A 17,980-nucleotide genomic window follows, 5' to 3' on the forward strand; every position below is an offset into this window, starting at 1 on the left:
GGAAAAGTTTCCCGGAAACGAGAAAAAATGAATTTTTTCTATGAGGAGGAGGCATTATGCCGTTACTAGATAGCTTTACTGTTGACCACACTCGTATGGCTGCACCCGCCGTTCGGGTTGCTAAAACCATGAAAACCCCTCATGGCGACAATATCACGGTATTTGACCTGCGTTTCTGTCGTCCGAACATCGAGGTCATGCCGGAGCGTGGCATTCATACGCTAGAACACCTGTTTGCCGGTTTCATGCGGGATCATTTAAACGGTGATGGCGTTGAAATTATCGATATTTCACCGATGGGATGCCGCACTGGTTTCTATATGAGCCTGATCGGTACGCCGGATGAGCAACGTGTTGCTGCTTCCTGGAAAGCGGCGATGTCTGACGTCCTGAAAGTGACAGACCAGCGTAAAATCCCTGAGCTGAACGAATTTCAGTGTGGCACCTATGAGATGCATTCGCTGGTGGAAGCACAGGAAATCGCCCAGCATATTGTGGATCACGATATTGGTATCAACCAAAATGGCGATCTTGCGCTGCCGAAAGATAAACTGGCTGAGTTGCATATCTAGTTTTTTGGGTATGACCAGATAAAAAAGAGAGCCGAAAGTGGGCTCTCTTTTTTTTTATGCTCGCGAACGCGTCAGACTGCGAGAAAGTGCTGTATAACCCGGCTGCCAAAGTAGGAAAGTGTTAGCATCAGTGCACCAACCAGGCTAAACCAGACGACGCGCCGACCCCGCCAGCCTTCATGATAATGTCCCCAAAGCAACAGAATATAGATGAACCAGGCAAATAAGGAGAATACAGCCTTGTGCAGGTTCTCTTTGTTATCAATCAGGTTATCCATATAGAACAAGCCAGTACAGAGCGTCAGAGTGAGCAGGATGACGCCAATCTGCGTGATGTGAAACATCTTACGTTCAATGCTCATCAGCGGCGGCATGTCAGCGGCAAAACCGAGCTTTTTGTTCTTAAGAAGATAATCAAGCCAGGCAAGCTGGAGCGCGTAAAGTGCCGCAATCAGCAAGGTTGCATAGGAGAAAAGTGCCAGGCCGATATGGATCATCAAACCCGGTGACGCTTCCAGATGCGTAATGAACTCACTTGGCATGAAGCTGACGAAGGCGAGATTGATCAGCGCAAAAGTATAGACGATAGGGAGAATAAACCAGCCGCGATCGCGCGCAGCGACAATCGTCATCACCGTACAAATGATGAGGCTGACAAGCGAGCCGATATTCAGCAGGCTAAGGTTTTGACCCGCCTGAACATCGAAAATGCGTTGATAGAGCGCCACCGCATGGCAGATTAGCGCAGCGCTGGCCGAGAGTATTGCCAGCCGACGATATGCACTGTTCTTACGCAGCAGACTGGGGATAATCAGTCCGAGGCTGAGAGTGTAGGCGACAAGCGCCACAATAGCGAAAACAGACATACAAATAGGTTATTAAATATCAACTAGGTAAAATAGAGAATCAGTATAGCGTTAGTCGCCGTGGGTACCAACAGTTCTCCGTCAGCAGCGCTGAGATCGTTCCCGCTTTTGTGTATAATCTCTTCCATTCGTGTCGCGCTGGCGGCCTGTCTTACGTTGAGCATGAGATATGTTTGAAAATTTAACCGATCGACTCTCGCGCACATTGCGCAATATCAGCGGCCGCGGGCGGTTGACTGAAGAAAACATTAAAGAAACGCTGCGTGAAGTACGTATGGCATTGCTGGAAGCCGACGTCGCGTTACCTGTGGTACGTGATTTTATCAATCGCGTAAAAGAACGTGCTGTTGGGCATGAGGTCAACAAAAGCCTGACTCCGGGTCAAGAGTTCGTCAAGATTGTTAAAAATGAACTCGTCAGCGCAATGGGCGACGTCAATGCCGAGCTGAACCTCGCCGCTCAGCCGCCAGCGGTGGTTCTGATGGCGGGTCTGCAAGGTGCGGGTAAAACGACCAGCGTAGGCAAGTTGGGTAAATTTCTGCGTGAAAAACAGAAGAAAAAAGTGCTGGTGGTTTCTGCTGACGTCTATCGCCCTGCGGCGATTAAGCAATTGGAAACGCTGGCACAGCAGGTGGGTGTTGATTTCTTCCCGTCCGATGCACAGGAGAAGCCGCTTGCTATCGTAGAACGGGCGTTACAACACGCTAAGCTGAAATTCTACGATGTCCTGTTGGTCGATACCGCCGGCCGTCTCCACGTTGACGACGCGATGATGGACGAAATAAAACAGGTTCATGCGGCGATTAAGCCGGTTGAAACGCTGTTTGTGGTTGATGCCATGACGGGGCAGGATGCGGCGAATACGGCAAAAGCCTTTAATGAAGCGCTGCCGCTGACGGGGGTGATCCTTACCAAAATTGATGGTGATGCCCGTGGCGGTGCGGCGTTATCTATCCGCCATATTACTGGCAAGCCGATTAAATTCCTTGGCGTTGGCGAAAAAACCGAAGCGCTGGAGCCGTTCTACCCCGATCGCGTTGCATCACGCATCCTTGGCATGGGCGATGTGCTTTCACTGATTGAAGATATTGAAAGCAAGGTTGATCGTACACAGGCTGAGAAACTGGCGAAGAAGCTGAAGAAGGGCGACGGATTCGATTTGACCGACTTCCTGGATCAGCTCAAGCAGATGCGCAACATGGGCGGCATGGCAAGCATGATGAGTAAAATGCCAGGCATGGGCCAACTGCCTGATAATGTTAAATCACAAATGGATGACAAGGTGCTGGTGCGTATGGAGGCGATCATTAATTCGATGACGCGTCAGGAACGTGCTAAACCCGAGATTATCAAAGGTTCGCGTAAACGCCGTATCGCACAGGGCTCGGGCATGCAGGTGCAGGATGTGAACCGTCTTCTGAAACAATTCGATGATATGCAGCGAATGATGAAGAAGATGAAAAACGGCGGCCTGGCGAAAATGATGCGCGGTATGAAAGGGATGATGCCACCAGGATTCCCAGGGCGTTAACTACCGAAACCGATGGTGTAGAGAAACTCTTGGCGAGATTATACGCTTTAGATTGCTTTTTGCGCCAAAATGAGTAAAATTTTCGGGCTTTTTATATAACATACTGGGCTCCGTTCCTCGATGGGGCCCAGTTGTTTTATTCACTAAAGAGGATGTTATGGTAACAATTCGTTTGGCTCGTGGCGGCGCTAAAAAACGCCCTTTCTATCAAGTAGTCGTGACCGACAGCCGCAATGCGCGTGATGGTCGTTTCATCGAGCGCGTAGGTTTCTTCAACCCAATCGCGTCTGGTCAAGCAGAAGCCCTGCGTCTGGATCTGGACCGTATCGAGCACTGGCTTGGTCTGGGTGCAACTGTGTCTGATCGCGTATCTTCGCTGATCAAAGACGCTAAAAAAGCAGCATAATCTGTCGCGGTGGTGATAATGAGCAATCAACTCAGTCCAAAACCTCCCGTTAACCCGATTGTGATGGGGAAAATTGGGTCGGCGTATGGCATCCGAGGTTGGCTCAGAGTGTTTTCATCCACCGAAGATGCCGAGAGCATTTTTGATTATCAACCTTGGTTCATCCAGAGCAAAAGCGGTTGGCAGCTTGTCGAGATTGAAGGCTGGAAGTATCACAATCAGGATCTGATCATTAAAGTGAAAGGTGCTGATGACCGTGATGCGGCTAATTTACTGACTAATTGTGAAATTGTCGTAGATTCGTCACAACTGCCCGATTTGGGCGAAGGTGATTATTACTGGAAGGATCTTATTGGCTGTCAGGTCGTAACTGTAACGGGTTATGAGTTAGGTAAAATCATCGACATGATGGAAACTGGCTCGAACGATGTGATGGTGATTAAAGCTAACCTGAAAGATGCCTTCGGGGTCAAGGAGCGGCTGGTCCCGTTCCTCACCGAACAGGTTGTTAAGCGCGTCGACCTTTCTGCTCAAACTGTTGAAGTGGATTGGGATCCTGGTTTTTGAACTCTGAATCGACCAGTAGTACCCAGCGGAACGAAGCTATGTGGATTGGGGTGATTAGCCTGTTTCCAGAGATGTTCCGGGCAATTACTGATTACGGAGTCACTGGCCGGGCAGTTAAAAATGGCCTGCTGAACGTACAGTATTGGAGTCCTCGTGATTTCACTTACGATCGGCATCGCACCGTGGACGACAGGCCTTATGGCGGTGGTCCTGGAATGCTGATGATGGTGCAACCTTTACGGGATGCGATCCACGCAGCAAAAGCAGCGGCAGGCGAAGGCGCTAGAGTGATTTATTTATCACCTCAGGGTCGTAAATTAGATCAGCAAGGCGTACGTCAACTCGCTATGAACCAGAAGATGATTCTGGTCTGTGGACGGTACGAGGGGATTGATGAGCGCGTAATTAAAACCGAGATCGATGAAGAATGGTCGATAGGGGATTACGTACTCAGCGGTGGGGAACTGCCAGCGATGACCCTGATTGACTCCGTTGCCCGTTTTATTCCGGGCGTTCTGGGGCATCAGGCTTCAGCAGAAGAAGATTCTTTTGCCGATGGGTTGCTGGATTGTCCTCATTTCACTCGCCCTGAAATACTGGAAGGCATGGATGTTCCGGCAGTTTTACTGTCTGGTAATCATGCAGAAATACGTCGCTGGCGATTGAAGCAGTCGCTGGGCCGAACCTGGCTTAGAAGACCTGAACTTCTGAAAAGCCTAGCTCTGACTGACGAGCAAACAAGGTTGCTGGCTGAATTCCAACGTGAATATCAGTCTGAGCAACAAGAGTATTAGATGGTTACGCCAGTCTACTGTGCGAACCCAACTATCAGTTTACCTAGGGTAAGAGACATATTATGAGCAACATTATTAAGCAAATCGAAGACGAACAAATGAAGCAGGACGTACCTGCATTTCGTCCGGGTGATACCGTAGAAGTGAAGGTATGGGTTGTTGAAGGCAGCAAAAAACGTCTGCAGGCATTCGAGGGCGTGGTTATCGCTATTCGTAACCGCGGTCTGCATTCTGCATTCACTGTTCGCAAAATTTCTAACGGCGAAGGCGTGGAGCGTGTATTCCAGACTCACTCTCCTGTTGTTGACAGCATCGCTGTTAAACGTCGTGGTGCCGTTCGTAAAGCCAAACTGTACTACCTGCGTGAGCGTACTGGTAAGTCTGCTCGTATCAAAGAGCGTCTTAACTAAGATAGCGCTTTCGCAACATCCGAAAGTTGTTATGAATAAGGGGTTTAGCCAAAGGCTAAGCCCTTTTTTTGTGCTTTATGCCAGTAAAAAGCCCACCATTTTGGTGGGCTTGGCTTTCCCTGGTGCCATCATTATTTTTTGAATTTCAGTACCATGATGACATTAGATATGGTTATTTTATAAACGTTTATACAGATCAATTTTCTAATATTGATCGGTTAAGGCGATCAAAATACCGCGTTTACCCTGTTCAGAATGGCTTATTAGCGATGACTGTTGGGTACATGTGCATACGATCGTTAATAAACTGAATATCTGTGAATCCGGCCTGCTCTAACTGCGACTGTGTTTGTTTGTGGGTGCGAAATGCTGTCCACGTTGCCCCAATAATGCGTGAGAAAAGTACATATTGAAGCGCCAGCAATTTTGGGTCGGTGTTTGTCCATGGAGAGTCTGGCGACTGCGTAGGAGGCGGCGTCATAAAGCTAGTGATCAGCGTGCCTCCCGGCTTCAATCCAGAGTAGAACACGCGGTAAAGCTCGGTGACTTTGTCATCATCTTGCTCGTAAACATTGAGTCCATTGCTGGTAATTACATCTGCTTGTGCTGCTAGATCAATTGTCCAGGCATCAGCAAGAACCAATGATATCTGGTTTTCTAACCCTTGCTGACTGGCAAGTTTATATGCTTCTTCCAGCGCTTGTTTATCCAGATCGATCCCGATTAATTTCACATCTCGATGCCGCGTATAATCCAGCAGCAGTAAATCTGCCATGACGCCGCAAGGAACGGATACCATGACGGCGTTGGGGCGTAAGAGTTCTTGAAGCAGGCGTTGGAAAATACCGAATCGCTCACGAGTCGCCAAAACGCTGGGTAACTGTGTGTAGATGATTTCTTCTAGTGGGTTAACATAATGAGCTGGCCGATGGGCTATCACATTATGTGTCCAGTACGCATTTAGCCCATGATGATTTAGTAAAAATTGGCCTAACTCAAGGTGGGAGAAAGCGTCCAGAAGCGCCAACTGTTCTTCTACAGAAATGCCGAGGTGAGCGCCTGACTCGAGAATTTTGTTTTTTACCGAAGCGATCCGTTCATCATGGCCTTCTGTCGATGATTTTGTGTGTGATAAGAGTCTGGAACTGTTATTTGAAGATGAGTTATAAGACTTGTTTGAATCGGACATATGAGCACTCCATAATATAATCGCGATTAGCAATAATGGGATTAACTCGCTGTGATCTATGATCTTTCGTTATCCCAGCTCCAGGTTATTAATAACTAGATGTGATTATTTATGTGAGCGATAATAGAGGCGAGGTATGTCTGGCGTATTTCGGTGAGGATACTAAAGTAAGTTGAATTGTTACCAAATACGATGAACTCTAGCTTTCTGTCAGCCACGCGGCGTATTAGCATGGATCATCGTTATTTAGGAAGATGTTAAGGTAGGCTCTGTTGCCAGCTAGCTCGTAGTGTCTCCGCAGATTCTACCCCATCGCAACTGGCGGGAAAGTTTTTCCCTGCTTTTCCCCATTCCTCCATGTTGTCTGCACGGCAAAAAGCCGATTGCCCAGCTTGGTAACCACGTAGATAGGTTTCACGGTCAACCTGTGGGTTACCAAACCATTCCTGTAAGGTGCCATCGTCTTTTACCACCATGCCAGAGGTCGAATCCTGATAACCTGCTTCATACCAGAATCCTGACTCACTTTTAGCCGGTAGCGACGTTATGTTGCTTTGGCAGGCTGTCATTAAAAGAATTACAGCCAAAACATAACTGTATTTCATCATCAAACCTTCAATATATGCGGCCATTGGCCCGAATGAACATCTCGTCAGGCGATACCCAGTTTTTCTTTCAGTAACTTAAGGTAGCGGCGACTGACGGGGATGTGCTTTCCCGTATGTGTCAGCACTTCTGCTGCACCATTTTCCATTAACTGGATTTCTTTCAGTTGCTCCGTGTTAACCATATATTGACGATGGCAACGGACAAAAGGCGTTTTCTCTTCCAGCGTTTTCAGCGAAAGTTGGGTGTAGCCAGACTGGCTAACGCCCACTACGTGCACGCCACTGAGTTCAGAACAAAGATACTCGACTTCTTCAATCTTGAGCAAAAAAATACGATTGTGTCCGTTACAGGGAATATGGCGAAGCAGGGGCTCTGAAATTAACTGTACGTTTTTATTTACACTGGTGCCGCGACGTAAACGGTTTAGCGTTTTACTCAGCCGCAGTGCATCCAGTGGTTTAAGTAAATAGTCAAAAGCATGTTCTTCAAATGCTCTCACCGCGTACTCATCATAGGCTGTCACGAAGACGACGTAAGGCATGTTTTCTGGATCCAACATGGCAACCAGCTCTAACCCACTGACCTTTGGCATCTGTATATCCAGAAAAATCACATTCGGTTGCAGCCTGTGGATAGCGGGTATTGCCTCCAGCGCATTGCTGCACTGTGCAATGATGGTGATATCAGATTCATTTTCCAACAGCAGACTGAGCTCTTCGCGTGCCAGTTGTTCGTCATCGATGATTATGGTTTTCAGCATCCTTCCCCCTTGTTGGCGTGATTCTATCATTTTTCACGTCAGGGATTAGCATGGTTGTGTCGGGAAGTGATAGAGCATGCAAAAATCGTTTTTCTGGCAATATTTAGGATGGTAATTTTTTATTTACACTTGCTGGATTGAAATCTTTACGGTTCGTGTTATGGTGTAAACATCACGCGTAGGTTGTAAAGACGATCGCGAACATACCGAACTCTTCAGGAATGGGATCATGCAAAAAGATTCACTTAACAATATTAATATCAGCGCAGAACAGGTTTTGATTACTCCCGATGAATTGAAAGCCAAGTTTCCGCTTAACGACGCAGAGCAGCACGATATTGCGCAAGCGAGAGCGACTATTGCGGATATCATTCATGGCCGCGATGATCGGCTGTTGATTGTCTGCGGGCCTTGTTCGATTCATGATACGGATGCCGCGCTGGAATATGCGCGCCGTTTGCAGTCGCTTGCCTCTGAACTGAGCGATCGCCTCTATATTGTGATGCGCGTTTATTTTGAAAAGCCTCGTACAACCGTGGGTTGGAAAGGACTCATTAACGATCCATTTATGGATGGTTCATTTGATGTGGAGTCTGGGTTGCATATTGCTCGTGGGCTGCTGTTGGAACTGGTAAATATGGGACTGCCGCTGGCGACAGAAGCGCTTGATCCGAACAGCCCGCAGTACTTGGGCGATCTATTTAGCTGGTCAGCTATCGGCGCACGTACGACGGAATCACAAACACACCGCGAGATGGCTTCTGGACTGTCTATGCCTGTTGGATTCAAAAACGGTACTGATGGCAGTCTGGGGACGGCGATCAACGCAATGAGAGCTGCCGCGATGCCTCACCGCTTCGTTGGCATCAATCAAACGGGGCAAGTTTGTTTGCTGCAAACGCAAGGGAACGTCGATGGCCACGTGATTCTGCGCGGTGGTAAAAAACCAAACTACAGCGCGCAGGATGTCGCTGAATGTGAAAAACAGATGCAGGAAGCGGGACTGAGACCTGCTCTGATGATAGATTGTAGTCACGGCAATTCGAATAAAGACTACCGCCGTCAGCCACTTGTTGTTGAATCTGCGATTGAACAAATCAAGGCGGGAAATCGTTCAATTATTGGGCTTATGCTGGAAAGCCACCTTAATGAGGGGAGCCAGTCTTCAGAACAACCGCGTTCAGATATGCGCTACGGTGTATCGGTCACGGATGCCTGTATCAGTTGGGAAAGTACAGAAACGTTGCTGCGTTCCGTTCATCAAGATCTGAGTACCGCACGTGTGAAACATTCAGGAGAGTAACAAGATATGGTAGCTGAACTGACCGCATTACGTGATCAGATAGATGAGGTAGATAAGGAGCTTGTCGCGCTCTTATCACGTCGGTTGCGTTTGGTGGCGGAAGTGGGTGAAGTGAAAAACCGCTATGGTTTACCCATTTATGCGCCCGACCGTGAAGCGGCCATGCTCAGCTCACGTCGCAAAGAAGCCGAGTCGATGGGGGTTCCGCCGGATCTCATTGAAGATATCCTACGGCGCACCATGCGTGAATCCTATACCAGCGAAAACGACAAAGGCTTTAAAACGCTGTGCCCACAGCTGCGTCCGGTTGTCATCATTGGTGGCCGTGGTCAAATGGGAAATCTGTTTGAGAAAATGCTGACGCTGTCGGGATATCAGGTGAGGATCCTGGAGCAAGATGACTGGCCTCACGCTGATGAGCTGTTGTCTGATGCGGGTATGGTGATTGTCAGCGTGCCGATTCATGTTACCGAACAGGTTATTGCACGTCTGCCTGTTTTGCCAGATGACTGTATTTTAGTTGATTTGGCATCAGTAAAAAATGGCCCGCTTCAGGCGATGCTGGCGGCGCATAATGGTCCGGTACTTGGTTTGCATCCTATGTTTGGGCCAGACAGCGGCAGCCTTGCCAAACAGGTTGTCGTTTATTGCGATGGTCGACAGCCGGAAGCTTATCAATGGCTGCTGGAACAAATTCAGGTATGGGGCGCACGCCTACACCGTATTAGCGCGGTTGAACACGATCAGAATATGATGTTCATTCAAGCGCTGCGTCACTTCGCAACATTCGCCTATGGCCTGCATTTAGCGGAAGAGAATGTGCAGATTGAACAGCTATTAGCTCTGTCATCGCCAATCTATCGTCTGGAGTTAATCATGGTTGGGCGACTGTTTGCACAGGATCCACAGCTGTATGCCGACATTATTATGTCCTCAGAGGATAATCTGGCGTTAATTAAGCGTTATTACAAACGTTTTGGCGAAGCCATTGAGTTACTGGAGCAGGCAGATAAAGCGGAATTTATTAGTAGTTTTAAGAAGGTCGAACACTGGTTCGGCGACTATGCAAAGCGCTTTCAGGCAGAGAGCCGCGTGCTTTTGCGTCAGGCAAACGACATTCGCCAGTAAGTACGTTTGAGCTTAAGATTGTGCTTGAGAAGCCATCCCGGTGGAAACTGGGATGGCTTTTTCAATTATTCGTTCACATCGACTATTCGTTTACATCAACAGGGACGATGTTTTCACTGGGATAACAGCCCAATACTTTCAACGAGCGGGTAATCGGGGCTAATCCTTTTAGCGCTTTCTGCATAGCATCGCCGCGCAGGTTGGCCTGCACATCAAGATAGAACATCTCTTCCCACGGGTTACCGTTGATCGGTCTCGATTCCAGCTTGGTCATTACAATGCCGTTATCTCGCAATACCAGCAGTGCTTCCACCAGTGCGCCCGACTGTTGACCGGTTGCCACAATCAATGTGGTTTTGGCTGGCACTTGTTCAGTCACATCAATCGGTTTACGGGCTAATACAATGAAGCGGGTGATGTTTTGCGATTGATTGGCCAGATTATGTTCCAGCACTTGTAGTTGATAAAGCTGACCACCGGCTTCACTGCCGAGTGCTGCTGCTTTTGGTGAATTGAGCGCAGCCACTTTTTCCATCGCGGCAGCCGTGCTCTCACAATATTCAATTTTCCAGTGCGGAAAACGATTGATGAAATGGCTGCACTGCTGGAATGGTTGAGGGTGGCTGTAAACTATTTCGATCTGTGCTAATGACGTATCGGTGGCAACTAAGACACAGTGATTTATCGGGTTAGTTAATTCACCGACGATGGATAACCCTGTGTGTTGCAGCAGGTCGTAGACATCGTTAATCGAGCCGGAACTGGTGTTTTCAATGGGTAAAACGGCATAGTCGGCTTGCCCTGTTTCCACCATGTTGAAAATATCCTGAAACTTCTGGCAACCGCATTCAATAAATTGCTCGAAATGTCGTGCAGCATATTGGCGCGCCGCTAGATGGGAATAAGACCCCTTCGGTCCGAGAAAGGCGACGCGGGCAGAGTGTGACGTTGTTTGATTGAGGTGGTGCTGTAAGAGAGCCTGCTGCGTCAGTACCGAATCTTCAATGATGAGCTGGAATAAGCGGGTGATGTAATGACCATCAAGGTGGTGTTTTTTCCCTACGGTTGTCAGCTTGTCCAGCAAATCACGCTCACGATCTTTATCTCGGATTGGGCGATGCGAATGTAATTTGCTGCGGGCAACGTCCAACGCCAGTTCTCGCCTTTGTGCCAACAGTTCAATTAATTGCAGATCCAATGCGCTGATGCGTTCTCGCAGTACCAGTAATGGGTTGTCTGTCATGATGCTGTTACCTGTCTTATGTTCTTATATAAAAAAAGCCTCCTGGTCAGGAGGCTTTTTTGTTCGTCTTCGTATTCTTGCTCTTACGACGAATCGCCTCCCAAATCAGGGGAAGGTGAAAAAGAATACGAAGAAGAACAGTTTATTTATCATATTTACTCGGTTAGTCAGGAAGATATCCAGATTCTGAGCAGGTAAGGTAACTGTTGGCTTTTCATCCTGTCAATACAAAATCGCCGAGTGCACTGTTAAACGGTGTATCGCATTGGCTCTTTAGGACGCAGATAGCAGTGCTTAGTATACAAAAACGCGCCCTTGGGCGCGTTATATTGAGATAAAGAAAGTTGAGGTTACTCTTCTTGCGTCGGTTGTAGATTCGCTTCTTTGACACCTGTTATCGCACGTCTGGCTTCACCTTTATGTTGGAGTTTATCCAACTGGCGCTCGAGCTTGGTAATCAGCTCATTGATGGCGGCATACATATCGTCATGTTTGGCGCTGGCAACCAGTGGGCCATTCGGTGTACTGATCGTGGCATCGGCTACAAAACCCTGAGGTTCTTTTGACAGAATGATATGTGGGTTAATCAACTGGGTTTGCCACTTATCCAGCTTAGTAAGACGGTCTTCGACATGTTGACGAATTGCGGGGGTGATATCCATTTGCTTACTGGTAATATTAATAGTCATATAAACTTACCTCTCTGCCTATGTCCGTCTTGGATAATTTCAGCATACAGTGAGTTGCGGCAAAAAGCGTGATTTTGATCGCTTTTTTTCGTCACTTTTTGTCAAGAAACCGCGATTTGTGAAGCACCATCGGGAATAGGAGGGAAGTACTTGAGGGGGCATCTGGCCTGTGCCATTATTGATAGGATGTATTGATGTTACCGCGTTAGTTGTTGATTCCTCCACCCCTGTTTTTCTGTTCATTGATATATAACGAACCGATAGAGCCATAAAAAAACGGCAACCGAAGCTGCCGTCTCACTATGGGTGTCACTAACCATTTATGCCGGATTAGCGGCGATGACTTTTGCGACTTTGTCCGCTTGTGCGGCCAGTTGTAGTTCACGGTAGGCATTTTCCATCAACGGCAGGGCATTTTTTGTTGCCTGGGTATCTGGGTAATCACGCAGCATTTGCTCAACGCGATTAACTACTGCCACATAAGCGCCGCGTTTCGTGTAGTATTGCGCGACAGAAAGTTCATACTTGGCCAGACGCTCTTTGAGGTAAACCAAACGCTTGTTTGCGTCGGTGGCGTATTGGCTGTTCGGGTATCCCTGAATGAGCTTGCTGAAATCCCGAAATGCGGTGCGGGCATACTGCGGATCGCGATCTGAACGATCAACGCCGAAGAAGCCTTGTAACGCACTATCATCCAGCGCCATGTCGGTCAGGCCGCGCATGTACAGGACATAATCCACGTTTGGATGGGTCGGATTGAGTCGCAGGAAGCGGTCAATAGAAGCTTGGGCCAATGGCAGCTCTGCGGATTTGTAATAGGCGTAGATCAAATCCAACTGTACTTGCTGCGAATAGGGGCCAAAGGGATACCGGTTATCCAGTGCTTCCAACTGCGTGATGGCTGCTTTAAAGTTGCCGTCCTGCAGTTTTTGTTGAGCATTGGCATAGATTTCAGATGGCGGACTATCAGGAACCGCATCTTTGGAATTGCTGGAGCAACCAGCCAGCGCCAGGCTCAACGTGGCGGCAGCCACCAGATATTTCATACGCGTCATGACGTTTTGATTATCCTCAGAATGTTATTCCGGGAGGCTGTCCGTTAAGCTCCCGATTTAGACCAGCTACAATAGTACATTATTTTAAACGGCGTCGCCGTCAAAACCCAACGTTAACGAAGAAGCTGCATAATATGGCACAACAAGTACAACTCACCGCAACGGTGGCCGAATCTCAACTCGGACAACGTTTAGATCAGGCTTTGGCCGAATTGTTCCCTGATTATTCACGATCCCGCATAAAAGAGTGGATTCTTGAGAATCGAGTACAGATTAACGGCAATGTCATCAATAAGCCAAAAGAGAAAGTACTTGGCGGCGAATCGGTAGCCATTGATGCATTGATTGAAGAAGAAGCACGCTGGGAAGCGCAAGATATCAAGCTGGATATCGTGTATGAAGATGAGGACATTCTGGTCATCAACAAACCCAGAGATCTGGTGGTTCACCCCGGTGCGGGTAATCCAGATGGCACTGTATTAAATGCCTTGTTACATCACTATCCTGAAATTGTCGATGTGCCACGTGCTGGGATTGTGCATCGACTAGATAAAGATACCACCGGGCTCATGGTTGTTGCGAAAACCGTACCCGCACAGACGCGTTTAGTTGAAGCATTGCAAGCGCGTGAAATTACCCGTGAATATGAGGCTGTTGCGATTGGTTCGATGACGGCGGGTGGCATGGTTGAGCAACCTATCGCCCGCCACGCAACAAAGCGTACTCACATGGCGGTGCATCCGATGGGCAAGCCTGCCGTGACACACTATCGCATTATGGAACATTTCCGTGCGCATACCCGTTTGCGGTTGCGTCTGGAGACAGGCCGCACCCATCAGATTCGCGTGCATATGTCGCACATTGACCACCCGCTGGTCGGCGATCAGTTATACGGCGGTCGTCCTCGTCCTCCAAAAGGTGCGTCGGATGATTTCATTGAAACGCTGCGTGGGTTTGATCGTCAAGCACTGCACGCCACAATGTTACGTTTCTATCATCCTATCACCGGCATTCACATGGAATGGCATGCGGAATTACCACAGGATATGGTCGAGCTGATTGAGGCGTTGAAAGCCGATACCGCAGCGTTTCAGGATCAACTCGACTGGTAAAGCATTCAATACGATAAGTGCTGACTATAGAGGTGGCAGATTATGCTGATATACCCCGACTGGCCTTTGCCAGAAAGTGTGAAATCTTGCAGCACGACGCGTATTGGCGGGCGTAGTACGGCACCTTATGATTCGCTGAATTTGGGGAATCATGTGGGTGATGAGTCCGAACTCGTCAGCGCAAATCGGCAAACGCTGGTGGAGATGGCCGGTCTTCCTGCTATGCCGCACTGGTTGGAACAGGTTCATGGGACCGATGTGATCCGCATTGGTGGAGCATTTCCATCGTCCGTTTGCGGTGATGCTGCTTATACCGATAAGAAAGGTCAGGTTTGTGCGGTGATGACGGCTGACTGTTTGCCTGTGCTTTTTTGTTCAATCAACGGCGATGAAGTTGCTGCCGCACATGCTGGTTGGCGAGGATTACACGCAGGTGTGCTTGAAGAGACAGTAGCCTGTTTTCGAGCGAAGCCCGCGCAAATTATGGCATGGCTGGGACCTGCTATTGGGCCTGACGCGTTTGAAGTCGGCTCTGAAGTAAGGGATGCGTTTATTCAGTATAATGCGTCGGCGGCCTTTGCATTTCGGCCTGAAGGAAACAAATTTTTTGCTGATATCTACCAACTAGCAAGTCTGCGTTTACGCTCAGCAGGGATAACGCAAATTTTTGGTGGAAATTCCTGTACTGTGAACGAACCTCACAAATTTTTCTCTTATCGGCGTGATGGCGTGACCGGCCGTATGGCAAGTTTAATCTGGCTGATATAACCTATTGAATTAAGGCGATCCAAGACAAGTAGCGTTTAAATCCCGTCACGACTGGCAAAATAACCTTGAAATTTTTGAGGGATGACCTCATTTAATCTCCAGTAGCAATTTTGACCAGTGTACGGGAGGTGTTATGCGTCTGGATCGTCTTACCAACAAATTCCAACTTGCTCTTGCTGATGCCCAGTCTCTCGCCCTTGGGCGCGATCACCAGTTTATTGAACCACTTCATTTGATGAGTGCTTTGCTTCATCAGGATAGTGGAACTGTTGGTCCACTTCTGACTGTCGCAGGAGCCAATCTTAACCACCTGAAAACCGAAATCGACCAGGCAATCACACGTTTGCCGCAGGTTGAAGGCACTGATGGTGATGTCCAACCTTCAAACGAGTTAGTCCGTGTATTGAATATGTGCGACAAACTCGCGCAAAAGCGTGGTGACACCTTTATTTCCTCAGAACTTTTCGTGCTTGCTGCTCTCGAGTCTCGCGGCACGCTGGGGGATATATTGAAAAAGGCGGGTGTCACGCAGCAAGGTGTAACAAACGCGATTGATCAAGTGAGAGGAGGAGACCAAGTGAACGATCAAGGGGCTGAAGATCAGCGCCAGGCATTAAAGAAATTCACTATTGACCTCACAGAACGTGCTGAGCAAGGCAAGCTTGACCCAGTTATCGGGCGTGATGAAGAGATTCGCCGTACTATTCAGGTCCTACAACGTCGCACCAAAAATAACCCGGTATTAATTGGTGAACCCGGTGTGGGTAAAACTGCGATAGTTGAAGGGCTAGCCCAACGCATTGTTAATGGCGAAGTGCCTGAAGGCCTGAAAAACAAGCGCGTACTTTCGCTAGATATGGGCGCACTGGTGGCTGGTGCGAAATATCGTGGTGAGTTTGAAGAACGTCTGAAAGGCGTGCTTAACGATCTGTCTAAGCAGGAAGGCAATGTCATTCTGTTTATTGATGAACTCCATACGATGGTAGGGGCCGGTAAAGCCGATGGTGCGATGGATGCCGGCAATATGCTAAAACCCGCGCTGGCTCGCGGTGAACTGCATTGCGTTGGGGCGACGACGCTGGATGAGTATCGTCAATATATTGAAAAGGACGCCGCTCTTGAGCGTCGTTTCCAGAAAGTATTTGTCGCTGAACCTACTGTTGAAGACACCATTGCGATTCTGCGCGGACTGAAAGAGCGTTATGAGTTGCACCATCATGTGCAAATAACTGATCCCGCGATTGTTGCAGCAGCAATGTTATCCCATCGTTATATTGCAGATCGCCAGCTACCGGATAAAGCTATTGATCTAATTGATGAGGCGGCATCCAGTATTCGTATTCAGATCGATTCAAAACCAGAACCTCTCGATCGGCTTGAGCGACGAATCATCCAGTTAAAGTTGGAACAACAGGCTCTGAAGAAAGAATCTGATGAAGCCAGCCAAAAGCGTCTTGAATTGCTAAGCACGGAACTTGACCAAAAAGAGCGTGAATATTCCCGACAAGACGAAGAGTGGAAAGCGGAAAAAGCGTCACTCACGGGAACGCAGAATATTAAAGCCTCTTTAGAGCAGGCTAAAATTGCGTTGGAACAGGCTCGACGTCAGGGAGATCTGGGGAGAATGTCTGAGTTGCAATATGGCAAAATCCCCGAATTAGAGAAACAGTTGGCAGCAGCAACGCAGCAGGAAGGAAAAACGGTGCATTTGCTGCGTAATCGAGTCACTGATGTTGAAATTGCTGATGTATTGGCGCGTTGGACAGGAATTCCTGTTTCTCGCATGTTGGAAAGCGAGAAAGAAAAGTTATTACGAATGGAAGATGAACTGCACCATCGAGTAATTGGGCAGAACGAAGCTGTCGAGGCGGTAGCGAATTCTATTCGTCGTAGCCGGGCAGGGTTATCCGACCCTAATCGTCCGATTGGTTCGTTCCTGTTCCTCGGGCCAACAGGTGTGGGGAAAACGGAACTCTGCAAAACGCTGGCGACTTTCCTTTTCGATAGTGACGACGCCATGGTGCGTATCGATATGTCTGAGTTTATGGAGAAACACTCTGTTTCGCGTCTGGTCGGTGCACCTCCTGGATATGTCGGTTATGAGGAAGGGGGCTACCTGACGGAAGCTGTACGCCGTCGCCCCTATTCGGTCATTCTGCTGGATGAGATCGAAAAGGCACACCCTGATGTATTCAATATCCTTCTTCAGGTTCTGGATGATGGTCGTCTTACTGATGGGCAGGGCAGGACAGTCGATTTTCGTAATACTGTTGTCATCATGACGTCAAACCTGGGATCTGACCTTATCCAGGAACGTTTCGGTGAGCGCAGTTATACCGAAATGAGAGATATGGTTCTTGAAGTCGTTAGCCATAGCTTCCGCCCTGAGTTTATTAACCGTATTGATGAAGTCGTCGTATTCCATCCACTGGGAAGGGCGCATATTACGTCGATCGCACAAATTCAGCTCCAGAGACTGTACAAGCGTCTTGAAGAGCGTGGGTATAGTGTCACAATTACAGATGCTGCTTTAGATATGCTCGGAGAGGTCGGGTTTGATCCCGTCTACGGTGCACGTCCGCTTAAAAGAGCGATACAGCAACTGATAGAGAACCCGCTTGCTCAGCAGATCCTGGGGGGAAAATTGATACCCGGTAAACCGATCGTATTAGATGTTGAAGGTGAACAGATAGTTGCACGACAAGAATAAGGTGAAACGGTAAGTAATCGACGGGGGATTTACTAACGAATGTCCCCGTTTTACGTCTTAAGCTCATATTATATTCATACTCTGTATGGAGAATGTGCTAGATGATATTTTTTGGCTTGTTTTTGAACACTTGGAAAATAATTTGCATTTAGCGCTTGTCAGCCGCCGAGAAGTCCCTATAATGCGCCTCCACTGACACGGCAACAGCGACACGCAGTTGCGGTGACAGGAAAAAGATTTACTAAAGGCGGTCAGTAATGACTTGACT

The 17,980-nt window shown here is 48.2% G+C and carries 18 protein-coding genes and 1 other annotated feature; of the genes, 11 read left to right on the forward strand and 7 right to left on the reverse strand.

Translation table 11 applies throughout. The annotated features are described in order from the left end of the window. Positions 1 to 56 precede the first annotated feature (56 nt). A complete protein-coding gene (gene luxS / locus KP22_RS16595; protein WP_039307920.1) occupies positions 57 to 572 on the forward strand; it encodes an S-ribosylhomocysteine lyase in 516 nt (171 codons plus the stop codon). Positions 573 to 643: 71 nt separating this feature from the next. Here the strand turns inward: luxS and KP22_RS16600 are convergent, their stop codons facing one another. Further along, entirely contained in the window at positions 644 to 1,438 is a 795-nt protein-coding gene (locus KP22_RS16600; RefSeq protein ID WP_039307917.1) for a cytochrome C assembly family protein, read from the reverse strand. Between the two features lie 169 nt (positions 1,439 to 1,607). Between KP22_RS16600 and ffh the strand changes: the two genes are divergently transcribed. The 5 genes from ffh (at position 1,608) to rplS (ending at position 5,146) form a co-directional block, all read left to right on the forward strand. After that, the gene (ffh, locus tag KP22_RS16605) at positions 1,608 to 2,969 is read left to right on the forward strand and encodes a signal recognition particle protein (protein WP_039307914.1); all 1,362 of its coding nucleotides are present in this window, start codon (positions 1,608 to 1,610) and stop codon (positions 2,967 to 2,969) included. A 157-nt stretch (positions 2,970 to 3,126) separates the two neighbouring features. After that, positions 3,127 to 3,375, forward strand: a complete 249-nt coding sequence (gene rpsP, locus KP22_RS16610) for a 30S ribosomal protein S16 (protein WP_010285998.1) — start codon at positions 3,127 to 3,129, stop codon at positions 3,373 to 3,375. A gap of 18 nt (positions 3,376 to 3,393) precedes the next feature. Next, on the forward strand, positions 3,394 to 3,942 hold the full coding sequence (gene rimM / locus KP22_RS16615) for a ribosome maturation factor RimM (protein WP_010285997.1): 549 nt from the start codon (positions 3,394 to 3,396) through the stop codon (positions 3,940 to 3,942). 38 nt (positions 3,943 to 3,980) lie between these two features. Then, entirely contained in the window at positions 3,981 to 4,736 is a 756-nt protein-coding gene (trmD, locus tag KP22_RS16620; protein WP_039307910.1) for a tRNA (guanosine(37)-N1)-methyltransferase TrmD, read from the forward strand. A gap of 62 nt (positions 4,737 to 4,798) precedes the next feature. Continuing rightward, positions 4,799 to 5,146: a 50S ribosomal protein L19 gene (gene rplS / locus KP22_RS16625; RefSeq protein ID WP_010285987.1), complete on the forward strand. Its 348-nt coding sequence runs from the start codon at positions 4,799 to 4,801 to the stop codon at positions 5,144 to 5,146. 250 nt (positions 5,147 to 5,396) lie between these two features. Here rplS and KP22_RS16630 read toward each other — a convergent pair whose 3' ends face one another. The 3 genes from KP22_RS16630 to btsR all read right to left on the reverse strand — a co-directional run bounded on the left by KP22_RS16630 (position 5,397) and on the right by btsR (position 7,704). Beyond that, positions 5,397 to 6,335, reverse strand: a complete 939-nt coding sequence (locus KP22_RS16630) for a class I SAM-dependent methyltransferase (protein ID WP_039325268.1) — start codon at positions 6,333 to 6,335, stop codon at positions 5,397 to 5,399. Between the two features lie 257 nt (positions 6,336 to 6,592). Then, positions 6,593 to 6,940, reverse strand: coding sequence for a DUF2799 domain-containing protein (locus KP22_RS16635; RefSeq protein ID WP_039308016.1), 348 nt, complete (start codon positions 6,938 to 6,940; stop codon positions 6,593 to 6,595). 47 nt (positions 6,941 to 6,987) lie between these two features. Next, positions 6,988 to 7,704, reverse strand: coding sequence for a two-component system response regulator BtsR (gene btsR / locus KP22_RS16640; RefSeq protein WP_039307905.1), 717 nt, complete (start codon positions 7,702 to 7,704; stop codon positions 6,988 to 6,990). Positions 7,705 to 7,933: 229 nt separating this feature from the next. On the opposite strand from btsR, the gene KP22_RS16645 reads away from it, so the two are divergent. Together KP22_RS16645 and tyrA are read left to right on the forward strand one after the other, a co-directional pair. Continuing rightward, a complete protein-coding gene (locus tag KP22_RS16645) occupies positions 7,934 to 9,007 on the forward strand; it encodes a 3-deoxy-7-phosphoheptulonate synthase (RefSeq protein ID WP_039307902.1) in 1,074 nt (357 codons plus the stop codon). Between the two features lie 6 nt (positions 9,008 to 9,013). Further along, positions 9,014 to 10,135, forward strand: coding sequence for a bifunctional chorismate mutase/prephenate dehydrogenase (tyrA, locus tag KP22_RS16650; RefSeq protein WP_039307899.1), 1,122 nt, complete (start codon positions 9,014 to 9,016; stop codon positions 10,133 to 10,135). An 82-nt stretch (positions 10,136 to 10,217) separates the two neighbouring features. Here the strand turns inward: tyrA and pheA are convergent, their stop codons facing one another. The 3 genes from pheA to bamD form a co-directional block, all read right to left on the reverse strand. Next, positions 10,218 to 11,378, reverse strand: coding sequence for a bifunctional chorismate mutase/prephenate dehydratase (gene pheA / locus KP22_RS16655; RefSeq protein ID WP_039325269.1), 1,161 nt, complete (start codon positions 11,376 to 11,378; stop codon positions 10,218 to 10,220). A 28-nt stretch (positions 11,379 to 11,406) separates the two neighbouring features. Then, positions 11,407 to 11,532: a sequence feature (Phe leader region), on the reverse strand. A 196-nt stretch (positions 11,533 to 11,728) separates the two neighbouring features. Further along, entirely contained in the window at positions 11,729 to 12,067 is a 339-nt protein-coding gene (raiA, locus tag KP22_RS16660) for a ribosome-associated translation inhibitor RaiA (RefSeq protein WP_039325272.1), read from the reverse strand. A 320-nt stretch (positions 12,068 to 12,387) separates the two neighbouring features. Further along, a complete protein-coding gene (bamD, locus tag KP22_RS16665) occupies positions 12,388 to 13,122 on the reverse strand; it encodes an outer membrane protein assembly factor BamD (protein ID WP_039325274.1) in 735 nt (244 codons plus the stop codon). Between the two features lie 134 nt (positions 13,123 to 13,256). On the opposite strand from bamD, the gene rluD reads away from it, so the two are divergent. The 3 genes from rluD (at position 13,257) to clpB (ending at position 17,712) form a co-directional block, all read left to right on the forward strand. Further along, the gene (rluD, locus tag KP22_RS16670) at positions 13,257 to 14,234 is read left to right on the forward strand and encodes a 23S rRNA pseudouridine(1911/1915/1917) synthase RluD (protein ID WP_039307888.1); all 978 of its coding nucleotides are present in this window, start codon (positions 13,257 to 13,259) and stop codon (positions 14,232 to 14,234) included. Between the two features lie 42 nt (positions 14,235 to 14,276). Then, entirely contained in the window at positions 14,277 to 15,002 is a 726-nt protein-coding gene (yfiH, locus tag KP22_RS16675) for a purine nucleoside phosphorylase YfiH (RefSeq protein ID WP_039307886.1), read from the forward strand. 133 nt (positions 15,003 to 15,135) lie between these two features. After that, on the forward strand, positions 15,136 to 17,712 hold the full coding sequence (clpB, locus tag KP22_RS16680; protein WP_039325277.1) for an ATP-dependent chaperone ClpB: 2,577 nt from the start codon (positions 15,136 to 15,138) through the stop codon (positions 17,710 to 17,712). Positions 17,713 to 17,980: the final 268 nt, after the last annotated feature.

It is taken from the genome of Pectobacterium betavasculorum (assembly GCF_000749845.1).
GTDB classification, from domain to species: Bacteria; Pseudomonadota; Gammaproteobacteria; order Enterobacterales; family Enterobacteriaceae; genus Pectobacterium; species Pectobacterium betavasculorum.

Bases quoted from the DNA above. Each gene is read 5' to 3' on its own strand.
- luxS (WP_039307920.1), top strand. From the start codon at position 57: ATGCCGTTACTAGATAGCTTTACTGTTGACCACACTCGTATGGCTGCA.
- KP22_RS16600 (WP_039307917.1), bottom strand. From the start codon at position 1,438: ATGTCTGTTTTCGCTATTGTGGCGCTTGTCGCCTACACTCTCAGCCTC.
- ffh (WP_039307914.1), top strand. From the start codon at position 1,608: ATGTTTGAAAATTTAACCGATCGACTCTCGCGCACATTGCGCAATATC.
- rpsP (WP_010285998.1), top strand. From the start codon at position 3,127: ATGGTAACAATTCGTTTGGCTCGTGGCGGCGCTAAAAAACGCCCTTTC.
- rimM (WP_010285997.1), top strand. From the start codon at position 3,394: ATGAGCAATCAACTCAGTCCAAAACCTCCCGTTAACCCGATTGTGATG.
- trmD (WP_039307910.1), top strand. From the start codon at position 3,981: ATGTGGATTGGGGTGATTAGCCTGTTTCCAGAGATGTTCCGGGCAATT.
- rplS (WP_010285987.1), top strand. From the start codon at position 4,799: ATGAGCAACATTATTAAGCAAATCGAAGACGAACAAATGAAGCAGGAC.
- KP22_RS16630 (WP_039325268.1), bottom strand. From the start codon at position 6,335: ATGTCCGATTCAAACAAGTCTTATAACTCATCTTCAAATAACAGTTCC.
- KP22_RS16635 (WP_039308016.1), bottom strand. From the start codon at position 6,940: ATGAAATACAGTTATGTTTTGGCTGTAATTCTTTTAATGACAGCCTGC.
- btsR (WP_039307905.1), bottom strand. From the start codon at position 7,704: ATGCTGAAAACCATAATCATCGATGACGAACAACTGGCACGCGAAGAG.
- KP22_RS16645 (WP_039307902.1), top strand. From the start codon at position 7,934: ATGCAAAAAGATTCACTTAACAATATTAATATCAGCGCAGAACAGGTT.
- tyrA (WP_039307899.1), top strand. From the start codon at position 9,014: ATGGTAGCTGAACTGACCGCATTACGTGATCAGATAGATGAGGTAGAT.
- pheA (WP_039325269.1), bottom strand. From the start codon at position 11,378: ATGACAGACAACCCATTACTGGTACTGCGAGAACGCATCAGCGCATTG.
- raiA (WP_039325272.1), bottom strand. From the start codon at position 12,067: ATGACTATTAATATTACCAGTAAGCAAATGGATATCACCCCCGCAATT.
- bamD (WP_039325274.1), bottom strand. From the start codon at position 13,122: ATGACGCGTATGAAATATCTGGTGGCTGCCGCCACGTTGAGCCTGGCG.
- rluD (WP_039307888.1), top strand. From the start codon at position 13,257: ATGGCACAACAAGTACAACTCACCGCAACGGTGGCCGAATCTCAACTC.
- yfiH (WP_039307886.1), top strand. From the start codon at position 14,277: ATGCTGATATACCCCGACTGGCCTTTGCCAGAAAGTGTGAAATCTTGC.
- clpB (WP_039325277.1), top strand. From the start codon at position 15,136: ATGCGTCTGGATCGTCTTACCAACAAATTCCAACTTGCTCTTGCTGAT.